The 12,798-nt window shown below is 69.4% G+C and carries 15 protein-coding genes; 12 read left to right on the top strand and 3 right to left on the bottom strand.

Going from position 1 to position 12,798, the window contains the following annotated elements:
* Window positions 1–514: 514 nt before the first annotated feature.
* From CLV34_RS10560 to CLV34_RS16730, 4 genes are all read left to right on the top strand, one after another.
* Window positions 515–754, top strand: a complete 240-nt coding sequence (locus CLV34_RS10560) for a hypothetical protein (RefSeq protein ID WP_157803796.1) — start codon at window positions 515–517, stop codon at window positions 752–754.
* A gap of 171 nt (window positions 755–925) precedes the next feature.
* Window positions 926–1,237: a hypothetical protein gene (locus CLV34_RS10555; RefSeq protein WP_100350230.1), complete on the top strand. Its 312-nt coding sequence runs from the start codon at window positions 926–928 to the stop codon at window positions 1,235–1,237.
* 665 nt (window positions 1,238–1,902) lie between these two features.
* Window positions 1,903–2,403 carry a hypothetical protein gene (locus CLV34_RS10545; RefSeq protein ID WP_100350228.1) on the top strand — a complete coding sequence of 167 codons (501 nt, stop codon included), beginning with the start codon at window positions 1,903–1,905 and terminating at the stop codon, window positions 2,401–2,403.
* Between the two features lie 28 nt (window positions 2,404–2,431).
* Window positions 2,432–3,478: a 5' nucleotidase, NT5C type gene (locus tag CLV34_RS16730; protein ID WP_211289413.1), complete on the top strand. Its 1,047-nt coding sequence runs from the start codon at window positions 2,432–2,434 to the stop codon at window positions 3,476–3,478.
* Window positions 3,479–3,524: 46 nt separating this feature from the next.
* Here the strand turns inward: CLV34_RS16730 and CLV34_RS10530 are convergent, their stop codons facing one another.
* Complete coding sequence (locus tag CLV34_RS10530) at window positions 3,525–3,947, bottom strand: hypothetical protein (protein WP_157803795.1); 423 nt, start codon at window positions 3,945–3,947, stop codon at window positions 3,525–3,527.
* A 194-nt stretch (window positions 3,948–4,141) separates the two neighbouring features.
* Between CLV34_RS10530 and CLV34_RS10525 the strand changes: the two genes are divergently transcribed.
* Together CLV34_RS10525 and CLV34_RS10520 are read left to right on the top strand one after the other, a co-directional pair.
* A complete protein-coding gene (locus CLV34_RS10525; RefSeq protein WP_157803794.1) occupies window positions 4,142–4,633 on the top strand; it encodes a phosphonate C-P lyase system PhnL family protein in 492 nt (163 codons plus the stop codon).
* A gap of 67 nt (window positions 4,634–4,700) precedes the next feature.
* A complete protein-coding gene (locus CLV34_RS10520) occupies window positions 4,701–4,988 on the top strand; it encodes a hypothetical protein (RefSeq protein ID WP_100350225.1) in 288 nt (95 codons plus the stop codon).
* An 874-nt stretch (window positions 4,989–5,862) separates the two neighbouring features.
* Here CLV34_RS10520 and CLV34_RS10515 read toward each other — a convergent pair.
* The gene (locus tag CLV34_RS10515; RefSeq protein WP_100350224.1) at window positions 5,863–6,183 is read right to left on the bottom strand and encodes a hypothetical protein; all 321 of its coding nucleotides are present in this window, start codon (window positions 6,181–6,183) and stop codon (window positions 5,863–5,865) included.
* Between the two features lie 148 nt (window positions 6,184–6,331).
* Here CLV34_RS10515 and CLV34_RS10510 point away from each other — a divergent pair, with 148 nt between their 5' ends.
* The 5 genes from CLV34_RS10510 to CLV34_RS10490 all read left to right on the top strand — a co-directional run bounded on the left by CLV34_RS10510 (window position 6,332) and on the right by CLV34_RS10490 (window position 11,275).
* Window positions 6,332–7,357, top strand: coding sequence for an LLM class flavin-dependent oxidoreductase (locus tag CLV34_RS10510; RefSeq protein WP_245859171.1), 1,026 nt, complete (start codon window positions 6,332–6,334; stop codon window positions 7,355–7,357).
* A 175-nt stretch (window positions 7,358–7,532) separates the two neighbouring features.
* The gene (locus tag CLV34_RS10505) at window positions 7,533–9,350 is read left to right on the top strand and encodes a polymorphic toxin-type HINT domain-containing protein (RefSeq protein WP_157803793.1); all 1,818 of its coding nucleotides are present in this window, start codon (window positions 7,533–7,535) and stop codon (window positions 9,348–9,350) included.
* Entirely contained in the window at window positions 9,344–10,060 is a 717-nt protein-coding gene (locus CLV34_RS10500; RefSeq protein ID WP_100350221.1) for a hypothetical protein, read from the top strand. The genes CLV34_RS10505 and CLV34_RS10500 overlap by 7 nt, the downstream gene beginning before the upstream one ends.
* Before the next feature lie 266 nt (window positions 10,061–10,326).
* The gene (locus CLV34_RS10495) at window positions 10,327–10,668 is read left to right on the top strand and encodes a hypothetical protein (protein WP_100350220.1); all 342 of its coding nucleotides are present in this window, start codon (window positions 10,327–10,329) and stop codon (window positions 10,666–10,668) included.
* 145 nt (window positions 10,669–10,813) lie between these two features.
* Window positions 10,814–11,275 carry a hypothetical protein gene (locus tag CLV34_RS10490; protein WP_100350219.1) on the top strand — a complete coding sequence of 154 codons (462 nt, stop codon included), beginning with the start codon at window positions 10,814–10,816 and terminating at the stop codon, window positions 11,273–11,275.
* Window positions 11,276–11,291: 16 nt separating this feature from the next.
* On the opposite strand, the gene CLV34_RS10485 is transcribed toward CLV34_RS10490, so the two are convergent.
* The gene (locus CLV34_RS10485) at window positions 11,292–11,771 is read right to left on the bottom strand and encodes a winged helix-turn-helix domain-containing protein (protein WP_100350218.1); all 480 of its coding nucleotides are present in this window, start codon (window positions 11,769–11,771) and stop codon (window positions 11,292–11,294) included.
* 57 nt (window positions 11,772–11,828) lie between these two features.
* Here CLV34_RS10485 and CLV34_RS10480 point away from each other — a divergent pair, with 57 nt between their 5' ends.
* Window positions 11,829–12,779: a S41 family peptidase gene (locus tag CLV34_RS10480; RefSeq protein ID WP_100350305.1), complete on the top strand. Its 951-nt coding sequence runs from the start codon at window positions 11,829–11,831 to the stop codon at window positions 12,777–12,779.
* Window positions 12,780–12,798 lie beyond the last annotated feature (19 nt).

The following is a 12,798-nucleotide window of genomic DNA, read 5'->3' as shown; positions in this document are numbered from 1 at the left end:
GAGGGTGCTGTACTCCCGGACGCCCAGAAGAGCGAGCGCCGCAGACGGACTCGCGGCCCGGATCTCGTCTGCCGCACGCCCCAAAGGCTCGAACCCGTGGTCCGCGCCCGAGCTGTCACCTGGTCCATCGAAGCCAACGAACGGGCTCAGAAGCCTGGAGGGCCGCAAGCGCGCCGACCCTTCTTGGCACACCCCCGAACTCGGGCGTGGCGAAAGACCCGTAACGCATGTGATGCAGGGGGCTGATCATGGACGAAGCAATCAGCGGAGCGATCGGGACTCACCGTGATGGGGTCGTACGGCTCACCCGAGGACGTCTGGTCCGTATGGAGCGCCTTCGTCGTCGTCTCGGCGATACCTGCCAGGCGCATCTCCGATACCGACGACGGGACCGAGATGCGCCGTCTGCAGGAGGCCTGGCTCGACTTCGCGCGCAGCACAGGTGTGCTCTCGTCGACCGGTGAGTTCCTGCTGAGCGTCCAGTCATCCACCGCTATCGGTCCCTAGGTCGCCGGTGGGTCTGGATATTGATCCGACGCCGGGTGATCCGGTGCTGGTGCTGGCCGGGGGCCGGGACTACCTGGACGTCGCGTCGGCTATCGATGATGCGGCCAGCTCATTGGACCGGTTGTCGGTGGACGGGACGGCGGCGGAGGCCTCGAGAAGCGGAGTCGACTTCGGCTGGGGTCAAGACTTCGAGCCCTACAACGCCGTGGGAGACAAGCACCACTTCTACTACCCAGCGGGGAGCTGACAGATGGCCAACGACCACGTTCTCGAGGCGAGAGCCGCCGCAACACGCGCTGCACTCGTCGTCCTCGGCGAGGTCGGGTCGCCGGAAGATGCTCACTCCGTCTGGAGAGCGTTCACCTCCGGCCGGGCTGTCCCCACCGTACGAGTTCGGGCGACTGAGGACGACAGTGACATGCGCGATCTGCAGCGCGCGTGGCTCGCTCGCGCACGAGAGTCGCAGGTGATTTCCGGAGCGGATGAGTTCCTGCTCAGCATCGAGACGTCGCACACTTCGGTCGGACCCTGGCTGCACGTCCGTCTCGGCCCCGCGTTCGACATCTCCGGTCTCGGGCTTGACTGGTACCAGCCTGAATTCGTCGCCTCGGACCTCGCCCGGCAGGCGTGCATGGCAGTGTTCACAGACGAGGACGAGTACTGGATATTCACCTCCCGCACCGACCCGGAGACCGGACACACACCCACGCCGACCGACGACCACGTCTGACGATGACTGCCCGCAGCGACGCACCACACGCGAGGATCCCTGCCGGCGGCCAGTTCACCGACCCCCAGTCGGAACGGCGTCGCCGGTGGCCCGTCGTCAGACGACGGCGGGCGGGCAAGCGCAGCGCACCAGCCACGCACAGGACGATCGAACCACCGGACGTTCGCCCAGGTGACCCTCGGCCAGCCGGGCGAGCGTCGTGACGTCCAAGGCCCGCGACGCCGCGGCCGGGTCGCGACGTCCCGTGGCGCGCGAGATGGCGACGGGCGACGACGCCCGCCAGGTGCGTCGGGGCCACGACGACCACGGACGCCATGGGGTCGTCACGCTTGACGTCGGAGACGACCTCCCGCAGCGCGGCGAGCGCCGGAGCCCCGTAGGGCGACTCGACCATGCGGAGCACGCGACCTCCTGACGACGGCGTCGGTCCGTCCGCGGCGGACGGCGTCCGGACCATCGTGTCCGCATCAGGTCGCCTTGACCACCCGGGTCGGCGTGTCAGTGGCTCGGCGTAACGTCGACGACGGAGCGAACCTCCCGCGTCGGACAGCCTGGCGTGGCCGGACCGCGACCGGCTCTCGGCGGGATGCTGACCGAGTGCCGACACGGCCGTCGCCGCTCCGATCCCTCGTTGTCCGATCTCTCGTTGCCGACCCGGAGCCCGTATGCCCGCACTGCTCGACGTCCTGACACGTCCCGTGACCGCGCGACCCTCGCTCGACACCGACGCGACCTCCGGGCCAGGCGCGGAGCTCACCACCGACGTCGCCGCCGAAGCCGAGGCATGGCTCCGCACACAGCCGCGTCCGCGGTTGGAGGTCAGCTGGGTCCGCCGGGGTCGCGTCACGCTCGTGCGGGACGCCGCACACCTCGCGTCCCTGGTCGCCGCGCTCGGGCAGGGCGCGTTCGGCGTGCTGGAGACGCCGTCGGTCCGCTGGGCGCAGACCATGCGGGTCGATGGCGGCTACGTCGTGGAGGTCAACGGCGTCCCAGGTCCGGACTGCTTCGTCCGGCGTGCGGTCGCGCTGCCCGGGCCGGGGCGGGACGCTGGATCGGGCGACCTCGTGCCGACCGTGTCCGAGGCCGCGGACCTGCTGTGGTGCTGGGTCCATGCCCGCGCCCTGCCCGGCTACGAGCTCACGCCGCTCGGCGACCACCGCACGTGACCACCGAACGCAACGACCGGAAGCGACGATGACGAAGAAGATCCTCTACGTCGACATGGACAACACGATCGTCGACTTCCCGACGGCGTTCGCCCGCGTCGAGTCCCCCGCAGTGCTCGAGCAGTATGCCGGTGCCGAGGACGAGATCCCCGGGATCTTCGCCCTCATGGACCCGCTGCCGGGCGCGGTCGAGGCGGTCACCGAGCTGGCGGAGCTGTACGACACGTACGTGCTGTCGACGGCACCGTGGAAGAACCCCAGCGCCTGGCACGACAAGGTCGACTGGATCCACCGGCACTTCGGCGCCGACGAGGCCTCCCCGCTGTACAAGCGCGTCATCCTGACCCACCACAAGGAGCTCAACCTCGGCGACTACCTGGTCGACGACCGTCCGTTCCACAACGGTGCCGACCGGTTCGTCGGCGAGGTCGTCGTGATCGGCGGCGGGACCTTCCCCGGCTGGGCCGAGGTGCTCCCCTACCTGGCCGAGCGCACCGGACGACCCACCGACGCTGCCGCCGGGACGGCCCGTCCCATCGGTATCGGCGCGATGAAGAGCATCCGCGAGCTCGCCGCGGAGCAGCACGACGGCCAGGTCGACAAGCTCGGGCGCACGTACTTCGACGCGCACCTCGCACCGATCGCCGAAGCGGCGCGTGTGTTCGGCGTCGACGCGGAAGCCGCCGGCTGGCTGCACGACATCATCGAGGACACGTCGACCACGCCGCAGGACCTCACCGAGCACGACGTCCCCGAGCACATCGTCTCCGCGGTGACCTCGGTGACGCGGCGGTCCGACGAGTCCTACGCCGACCTCATCACCCGCGCCTGCGCCGACCCTCTCGGTCGGTACGTCAAGCTCGCCGACAACGCGTGGAACGTCACGTGCAACCCCGACCTTGCCCGAGAGGACCCGGAGCGCGCCGCACGCATGCTGCGCGACAAGTACCTCCCCGCACGGCAGCGCCTGCTCGCCGCGTGCGAGCTCACCGAAGAGTCCCGCCAGGTCGTCGCGATGCAGGCGGTGCTCGATCGCCACCGGGACCGCGTCAACGGTCGGCACGACGGCCCGTGACCAGTCGCTGTTGGCGAGCGATGTCGCCGCCGCCGGCCAGGGTTCGTCAGTCGCAGCCGCATGCTCCCGTCGCTGAGTAGGCCAGGTGGCAGACCGGGCATGTCTCGGGGTCGATTGGCTCCGCGTTCCGCGACCGTTCCTCGCCACCAGCCCGGATCTTGTTCACGGGATGCTCGATCCCCCACCGTCCGCTGCCTCGTCTCGACCTCGACTCGTACACAGCCGCCATCCCGCCCGATGCAGTGGCAGCCTCGTCGGAGGTCCTGAACCCGTTCGTCCAGCCGTACGCGATGATCAGGTGCGGACCGCCGTCGAGCCGATCGGCGCGAACCCCCGCGCTCGCACGGCGGTACGAGCCGACGCCGATCGCAGTGACCACACGCCGGATCACGTCCCAGTTCTCGACCGGGACCCGTCGATCACGAAGCGCCTCTTCGAGACTGGCGAACGAGTCATCTTCCAAGTCCACCCTCTCACCGTAGGCGCGGACTTCACTCTCGGCACCGTGCGCCTCCGACATCGAGCGCTGGCAGGGTCACCGTCGAACGCCGGTGACGCCTCGTCCACAGTCCCGAAGGAACCCACGCCATCCCCATCGTCCGACGCAATATCGCGGACACCTGTCGAGCAACGCCACACTCGCGGTGACCTCGACGACAGGAGGTGACGTCGACGACAGGAGCAGCAGTGGGGACGACACGGGAAGAGACCGCGCGCGCGACGGCACGGAACGACGCACGGGAACATCTGGCGAGACTCGACGAGAACCAGCTGGAGTCGCGGTGGAACGGAGGGCCGACGACGAGATCGATCCTCAGGGCGATCGCCGCCCAGCCCGATCGGGTCCGAAGCCCGCTGGGTCGGCTCTTGGACGAGCCGACCCATCCTGCGCTCTCGACGGTCTACGTGCGCCCAACGCGTCCGGTGCGGATCTCCGTCGGGCCGAGCCAGTTCCAGTTGCCGCCAGCCGACGTAGGCGACGACCTCTATCAACACCTCGACTGGTGCGAGTGCGCAGAGCTGCTCCGGATCGCTCGTGACGACTTCGGTCTCGACCCCGAGCGCGGCCCGGACAAGATCCTTCCTCGGACGCCCGGCCCGCCGGATCCGCTCGCCTCCAGCCGCGGCGAATGGTTCATGCTCTGGTGGGACTGAGATCCGGCGTACGGGACTCGGCGTCGAGACGGCGGCGCGCGGACGGCCGCGTCACCAGGGTCCGACCATGTCCGGCGCCTCTTCGGTCGACGTGGTCGTCTTCGTGCTCGTCGTCGGGGCGCGTCTCGTGGTCCCGCTGTTCATCGGCCGCTTCCCGCTGCCGGCGATCCTCGCCTCGCTCGTCATCGACGGTGTCGACAAGTCGATCTTCCAGGCCACCACGGACCTCGACCTGTCGGACTACCAGTCGTACGACAAGGCCCTCGACATCTACTACCTGGCGATCACGTACCTCGCGGTGCTGCGCAACTGGCCGGACCGGTTCGCCGCCGGGGTGTCCGCCGCACTCTGGTAATGCCGGCTCGTCGGTGTCCTCGCGTTCGAGCTCACGGGACTCCGGTGGCTCCTGCTGGCCTTCCCGAACACGTTCGAGTACTTCGTCGTCGCGGTCGAGGTCGTCCGGACGCGGTGGGACCCGCGACGCCTCTCGCGGTCGGCGCTGCAGTGGCTGGCGGCGGAGATATGGGTCGTCGTCAAGCTGCCGCAGGAGTGGTGGATCCACGTCGCACAGCTCGACTTCACGGACGAGTTCTCCCGCCGCGTGCTCGGCGTCGACCCGACGACGGCCTGGCTGCCGGGTTCTCGAACCGGCCGTGGGTGCTCGTGGTCCTCGTCGCACTCGTCGTCGCCGTGGTGCTGCTCGCGCGCTGGCTGTCGCCGCGGCTTCCCGACGCAGACCGCCCGTTCACGCTCGACGCGGGATCGACGCCCAGCGCATGCGGCGGCGCGGCCGTTCGTCCGGACCTCCGGGCGGGGGTCGTGACGCGGTGGGCGATCGTCGAGAAGGCGGTGCTGGCCGCGCAGGTCACCACGATCCTCGCCAGCTCGTACCCGCGGGTCGACTCGCGGTGGTGGGCGGTCTGGGTCGTGGTGGTCGCGACCGTCGTCGGGTACGCGCTCCTGGACCACCGCGCCCGACGGGGTCGACCAGGGCGAGCGACCGCGGTGCGGCAGCTCGCGGCGAACATGGCGGTCAGCCTCGTCGCCATGGCGGCGCTCGGCGTCCTCGTGCCGGGACGCGCGAACGGTGTCGCGGTCGCGGACGCGCTGCTGTTCGCCTACGTCGTCGGGCTGATGACGACCCTGTACGACCGGTGGGCTAGCGCCGCCTGGGTGCGCGCGACGCCCGAGCCCTCCCGGGAGGTGCGGGCGCCGCGTGCAGCAGGAGCTCACTCAGCGGGGACGTGCTCCTCGAGCACGCGCCGGAACTCGACGGCGTGCTCCTCGAGCGCGGCGGCGAACTCGTCGACGGTGCGCCGCAGCAGCCGCGCCTTGTGCAGGGCGTTGTCGATGTCGTCCGCCTCGTAGCAGACGAAGTTCAACGTCGTGACGCGCCCGCAGTCCGACACAGTCAGGCGCGCATCGAGGCTCGGTCCGACCAGGGACTCCCCCGCGGTGTCGGCGTCGGTCTCGACCGTCGCGAGGACGTACGCCCCGCCGTGGTGGCCGGGCGTGTTCAGGAAGTCGCGGGCGTAGTAAGGATCCGACATGGTGTGCTCCTCGGTGCTCGTGCCCGCCCGAGTGGGCGGGATAGGAGCTCGTCGCCGTCGAGCCACCGGAAGGAACGCATGCGTGCACGGTAGCCGGACCCGCCGACACGCATCGGAATGGCTGCCGCGGGCCGCGCGTTGCCCGGACGTGACCAAGAAGATCGGGTTCCTGTCGTTCGGGCACTGGACGCCCCACCCCACGTCCGAGACGCAGACGGCGTCTGACGCGCTGCTGCAGAGCATCGACCTCGCGGTCGCGGCCGAGGAGCTGGGGGCGGACGGCGCGTACTTCCGCGTCCACCACTTCGCCCGCCAGCTCGGCTCCCCCTTCCCGCTGCTCGCGGCCGCGGGGGCGAGGACGAGCCGCATCGAGATCGGCACCGGTGTCATCGACATGCGCTACGTGAACCCGTTGGCGTTCGTCGAGGACGCCGGCGCGGCCGACCTCATCGCCGGCGGACGGCTGCAGCTCGGCGTGTCGCGCGGGTCGCCCGAGCAGGTCATCGACGGGTGGCGGTACTTCGGGTACTCCCCCGCCGAGGACGAGGACGACGGCGCGATGGCCCGCCGGCACACCGAGATCGCGCTCGACCTGCTCACCGGCAAGCAGTTCGCGCAGCCGAACCCGCGCCCGATGTTCCCCAACCCGCCCGGGCTGCTGCGCCTCGAACCGCACTCCGAGGGCCTGCGCGAGCGCATCTGGTGGGGCGCAGGCTCGGACGCGACCGCACGCTGGACCGCTCAGCAGGGCATGAACCTCATGTCGTCGACCCTGAAGTTCGACGAGACGGGCGAGCCGCTGCACGTCCAGCAGCGCAAGCAGATCGAGGCGTTCCGCGACGAGTGGGCGCAGCACGACCACGGGTTCGAGCCGCGCGTGTCGGTGTCGCGGTCGATCTTCCCGATCGTGAACGACCTCGACCGCCGCTACTTCCTCGCGAGCGGTGACAGCGAGGACCAGTTCGGCAACATCGACGCCCAGACCCGCGCCGTGTTCGGACGCTCGTACGCCGACGAGCCCGACGTCCTCGTCGAGCTGCTCCGGCGCGACGAGGCGATCGCCGCAGCCGACACCCTCCTGCTCACCGTGCCCAACCAGCTCGGCGTCGACTACAACGCGCACGTCATCGAGTCCGTGCTGACCCACGTCGCCCCGGCGCTCGGCTGGCGCTGAGGCAGCTCGCTGTCCACAGGGCAGTACTCCCCATCGTGGCGACCGCTGTCGGGCGGGTAGGGTCGCGCGTCATGGGACGCAGGGGGTTGCGGGGGCGTGAGGCGCGGGCGTCGGTGCCGGCAGCGGGTGCGGTGGACGGTGGTTCGCGGTGAGTCGTCCGGCTGATTGGTCGCCGGTGGGTCTGGATATCGATCCGACGCCGGGTGATCCGGTGCTGGTGCTGGCGGGTGGCCGGGACTACCTGGATGTCGCGTCGGCGATCGACGACGCGGCGTCGGCTCTGGACCGCCTGTCGGTGGACGGGACGGTGTCGGCGGCGGTGGACGCGGTGATGGACCGCAAGCAAGATGTCATCTCGGACATCCGGAAGGCGCACGGCCGCTACGAGGCCGCGGGGAACGCCTTGGTGTCGTATGCGGGGGTGCTGGACAGGGTCCAGTCCGACACCCTGGCGGCGTTGAACAAGGCCATCGGCGCGTTGGACGAGTCGGCGGACGCGACCGGGACCAAGTCCCGGTGGCAGCAGCTCGCGGACGACGCCACCGACCCGCATGAGAAGACCGTCTACCAGCACAAGGCCGACGCCGCGTCGGACCGGGTGTCCGTCGCGCACGGCGTGGTGAACGCGGCCAAGGGTGACATCGACACCGCGGTGTCGGACCGGGACCGGGCGGCGGACAACGCCATCGCCCAGATCACCGACATCACGGCACACGATGATCTGAACGACTCGTGGTGGGACAACTGGGGGTCCAAGGTCGTCGCCGCGATCGCGGACATCGCCGACGTCATCTCCACCATCGCGGGGATCTTGGCGATCGTGGTCGCGTTCATCCCGGTCGTCGGCACCGCCCTCGCCGGAGTGTTGTTGGTCGTCGCGGCGGTCGCGGCCATCGTGTCCGCGTTAGCCAACATCGCGTTGGCGGCCACCGGCGAACGGTCGTGGACCGACGCCGGGATCGCAATCGCCGGCGCCGCCCTGTCCGTCATCGGCCTCGGCGCGGCAGCGAAGGCCGCGACCGGGATCTCCAAGGTCGCCCTCAAAGCCGGTGCCCGCGAATCGTTGGCAGGGTTGAAGGGGCTGGCGAAGGGCGGGATCAAGAACGGGCTCGAGGGCTTCGGCCGCAAGGCCGCGTGCAAGGTCGGTTTCGGGACCTGTTTCACCGCCGGCACCCTCGTGCGCACCCCCGACGGGCACAAACCGATCGAGACCCTCCGGGCCGGCGACAAGGTCCTCACCCACGACCTCACCGCCGGTGTCGACCTCATCGAGACCATCGAGGAAACCTTCGTCCGACAGACCTCCACGCTCTACCACCTGACCATCGGTGGGCACGTCGTCACCACGACCGACGAGCACCCCTTGATGGTCCACGGCCTCGGCTGGATCGCGGCCCGCGACCTCCGCCCCGGTGACCACCTGGTCACCGCCGCCGATTCACACGCCGGCACGGTCCGCCTCGACGTCATCGACATCGAGCACGTCGACCCCGCGAGTGCGGGCGAGACCGATGCCGACGGCGGCGTGCCCGTCTACAACATCCACGTCCGCGCCTTCCACACCTACTACGTCCTCGCCGGTGCCAACCCCGTCCTCGTCCACAACATGGGGACGCACCGCCTAGGACAAACCGGACTCGCTGCGCGCAAAGACGCGACCGAGATCGTCTCGAAGAAGGCGGACCGCTACTTCGCCACACAAGCAGAGGCGCGAGCGGCAGTGCTCGAGGCCCACGGTGTGACCGACGAGTTGCTCGTCGATTCCCGCGCCATGTACGGCCGAAACCCCAACCTCAACGGTCCCCAGGGTGAGCCGTGGGAGGAACTCCATGCATACGTCGACCGCGGTGAAGCGTTTGACGACCTCGATGAGATCGTGATCGAGCATCACGCAAATGGGCACTACTTCCAGGACAACAATACCTACGCATTGCCGCACTATCACGGACCTCACGGAGAGCACCTCTTCTACGGAAGCGAGAGAATATGGTAGCCATCACGACCATCGACGGCGAGGCACTGTTAGCACTATGCGGCTGGCCCGAGGACACGTCGACGACGCTCCCCTCGGCCCTTTGGCTGCCGGCCGAGCTCGACGACGAGCCCGAGATGTTCTCCGAGCTCTGTGCATCGTGGCGAGACGAGGCCTGGTACGGGCTTGCGACCTGGCGGCTGCGAGCAGCTACGGCTGCTGCCGGCAGAGGCTTTGCGGCCCGGTATGAAGGCCTGTGCCGGGAGAGCATCGGCGACAGTCACCTGATCACGCCTCGGGGCGTGTCACAGCACTCAGAATGGTGCGCGCTCGACCCCGGAGCATCATCGCTCTACGACTTCTTCGCCGCCACCCGTCTTTCACGCGGTCTCGGTTCCGCTCTTGCGATCGCGCCGTCGGACGGTTCGCCAGGCAATTGGTTTGCCGCGTCGGCCGCGACACTGCAGCGGTCGATGCTCCGTCAGATGTCACCCGAGATCGACATCACAGCTATGGACCGTTTCGCGGCCCTTTCTTACCTTGCTGCCACAAGCCCTCTCGGCTACGCGGCCCTGGTCCCCCTCAACCTGCATCCCTGGGGCGGCTGCGTCGTCATCGGCGGCGACGCTCAACGTGAACGGCTGCGATCGCTCCTCCCGGATAGCGTCCCAGGCCTGGCGGACGTCTCGGCTCAGGAAGTCGTGGCGTACGCCGGGGGCCTCTCCCTCTGATGCCGGTCGAGCCCGCAGCATGGACCTGGCGACGGCCGAGGACTTTCGACCGGTTGCAACGCACAAGGAGTCAGGTTACGAGGTCCGGCCCGAGGACCCTCCAAGGCCCTCCCCGATGGCCTGGCTACCGTCGCGGATGGCGCGGAGAACGGCAGCCCTGGTGCGTTCGACCACCACACGGTCTATCCCACGCAGCGGATGTCGTTCGACGAATATGTCGCGCGGAGCAACAGCATGAACTGCCCATGGTGGAAGGGCGACAATCTGTGAGCGATGCCGACGATTTCCGCACGATCATTCGTGACCTGAACGACCCAGACGCAGCCATGAAAGCGAGCGCAGCAGACGGACTTGCGGCCTGGATCTCGTCTGCCGCCACGCCCCGAAGGATCGAACCCCTGGTACGCGCCCTCGCTGTAACCCTCTCCATCGAAGACGACGAAGGGGCTCAGAAGGCTGAGCTCAAGGCGATGGTGGAGATCTCATCGTCCGAACTTCTCCCACGCGAGGTCATCGTTCAAGTCATCGGTTCGCGCACCTGGGATCCCCGCTGGGCAGGGGAGCTCATCGAAAGCCTCAAGGAGGATCTTGAGGACTTGAGTGACTGACGCCAGATCACCTGCCCGAGGCGCTCAGCGACCTTCTCAGCGGCCTGGGTACGCGCTGAGGCCCAGAGGCCGCAACCTCGCCGACCCTTCTCGGCGCCTCCGAGCTCGGACGTGGCGAAATACCTGTAGTGCAGGGATCTGATCAATGGACGAGACAGTCAGCGCAGCGGAGCGATCGGGACTCACCGTGACGGGGTCGTACGGCTCAGCCGAGGACGTCTGGTCCGTATGGAGAGCCTTCGTCGTCGTTTCGGCGATACCTGCCAGGCGGATCCCGGATACCGACGACGGGACCGAGATGCGCCGTCTGCAGGAGGCCTGGCTCGACAGCGCGCGCACCGCAGGTGTGGTGTCGTCGACAGGCGAGTTCCTGCTGAGCGTCCAGTCCTCCACCGCTATCGGTCCGTGGACACGCGTTCGGCTCGGGGTCGACTTTGATATCAGTGGTCTCGGACTCACGTGGGCTGTTCCAGAGTTCGTCGCGTCCGACGTCGACCGGACAGTGAGCATCGGAGTGAGCACCGAAGAAGACGACTACCAGATCTTCGTCTCTCGAACGGATCCGGTCACGGGCGCGACTGACGTGCCAGACGGTAGCTCGCTCTGAGCGTCTCGCCCGCTCCCTACCGCGCGTACACGCTGACGAGCACGCCGTAGGACGCCTCCCGCTCCCCCGCCGGCTCGAGCTCGGTGATGACGCGGTCGAGGTGCCGGACCAGGGCGTCGGCCTGGCGGCGCGTCAGCCGGATCGTCCGGTGGTTGAGCAGCGGCTCGCGCGCCGCCGCGATCTCCTCGGCGACGGAGCCGAGCAGGGCGAGCGTCGCATCGGTCGCCCGGTCGTCCAGGACCAACCGGGACGCGACCGTGACGTAGTACTGCTCGGTGCCGCCGCGGACGGTCCGGGTGCGCCCCGGGGCCAGCAGACCGGCCGCGACCAGCACCTTCACGTGGTGCGCCACGTTGCCCTTGTTGGTCACCAGGCGGTTCGCGAGCTGGCTGACGGTGGCGCCTTCGGAGCCGACCTCGCGCCAGATCCGGCTCCGCATCGGGTGTCCCAGGGCGGCCACCTGGGCGGGGGTGGTGCGCTCGGTGTCGTCGGTCATGTCATCAAGCGTCAAGAGCGCTAGACGCTTTGTCAACGGCACCGGTTGGCTGGCGTGATGCTCATCTCCCGCATCCAGGACCTCGTCCGCGACCACTACGTCTTCCCCGACGTCGCCCGCCAGATCTGCGCCGCGCTCGACGGCGTCCGCCTCGCCGGCGCCGACGACGCCGGGACCGCCGTCACCCTCACGGCCGCGCTCCAGTCTGTCAACGGCGACCGCCACCTCCGCGTCCGGCACTACCCCGACGGCGTGCCCCCCGCGGACGACGACGCGTCGACCCGGGCCTGGCTCGTCGAGCAGGCCCGCACGCACGGACCCGGGATCACGCAGGTCCGCCGGCTCGACGGCAACATCGGGCTCATCGACGTAGGACCCGTCGTGCTGCTCCCCGAGGACGTCGGGCCGGCCGCTGCCGCGGCGTTCACGCTGCTGCGAGGCGTCACCCGCATGGTCCTCGACCTGCGCGAGTGCGTGGGCGGCGTGCCGGAGTCGGTCGCGCTGATCGTCAGCCACCTGACAGGCGACGAGCCGGTCCACCTGCAGGACCTCGTCACGCGCGACGGCACGGTCACTCCCACCTGGACCACGCCGTCGGTCGCGCCCCGGCTCCCGCTCGACGTGCCGGTCGACGTCCTCACGAGCGCGCGCACGTTCAGCGGCGGCGAAGAGCTCGCCTACGACCTCCAGGCCCTCGGCCGCGCCCGCGTCGTCGGCGAGACCACCGGCGGCGGCGCCCACCCCCGCGATGCCTTCGACCTGGGCCTGCACCTGCAGCTCCACGTGCCCACGGCGCGGTCCGTCAACGCCGTCACGGGCACGAACTGGGAGGGCACGGGCGTCGTCCCCGACCTCCCGTGCCCCGCCGACGACGCCCTCGAGGTCGCCCTGTCCACCCGGTCAGCGCCGTCCCCGCCCACAGCGCGCAGCCCGCGTAGAGCCGCCGGAACACGCCGCCTCAAGGGAGACGACATGGGCGAGGGTCGTCGGATCGACCTCGCGCCCTGACCGGGTGTCCTCGGGCCGC

The organism is Luteimicrobium subarcticum (assembly GCF_002798015.1).
Taxonomy (GTDB): domain Bacteria; phylum Actinomycetota; class Actinomycetes; order Actinomycetales; family Cellulomonadaceae; genus Luteimicrobium; species Luteimicrobium subarcticum.
The sequence above is the reverse complement of the archived record's forward strand: the minus strand, read 5'-3'. Positions and strand labels throughout refer to the sequence as shown.

Bases quoted from the DNA above. Each gene is read 5' to 3' on its own strand.
- CLV34_RS10555 (WP_100350230.1), top strand. From the start codon at position 926: ATGCGCGATCTGCAGCGCGCGTGGCTCGCTCGCGCACGAGAGTCGCAG.
- CLV34_RS10545 (WP_100350228.1), top strand. From the start codon at position 1,903: ATGCCCGCACTGCTCGACGTCCTGACACGTCCCGTGACCGCGCGACCC.
- CLV34_RS16730 (WP_211289413.1), top strand. From the start codon at position 2,432: ATGACGAAGAAGATCCTCTACGTCGACATGGACAACACGATCGTCGAC.
- CLV34_RS10520 (WP_100350225.1), top strand. From the start codon at position 4,701: ATGTCCGGCGCCTCTTCGGTCGACGTGGTCGTCTTCGTGCTCGTCGTC.
- CLV34_RS10515 (WP_100350224.1), bottom strand. From the start codon at position 6,183: ATGTCGGATCCTTACTACGCCCGCGACTTCCTGAACACGCCCGGCCAC.
- CLV34_RS10500 (WP_100350221.1), top strand. From the start codon at position 9,344: ATGGTAGCCATCACGACCATCGACGGCGAGGCACTGTTAGCACTATGC.
- CLV34_RS10490 (WP_100350219.1), top strand. From the start codon at position 10,814: ATGGACGAGACAGTCAGCGCAGCGGAGCGATCGGGACTCACCGTGACG.
- CLV34_RS10485 (WP_100350218.1), bottom strand. From the start codon at position 11,771: ATGACCGACGACACCGAGCGCACCACCCCCGCCCAGGTGGCCGCCCTG.
- CLV34_RS10480 (WP_100350305.1), top strand. From the start codon at position 11,829: ATGCTCATCTCCCGCATCCAGGACCTCGTCCGCGACCACTACGTCTTC.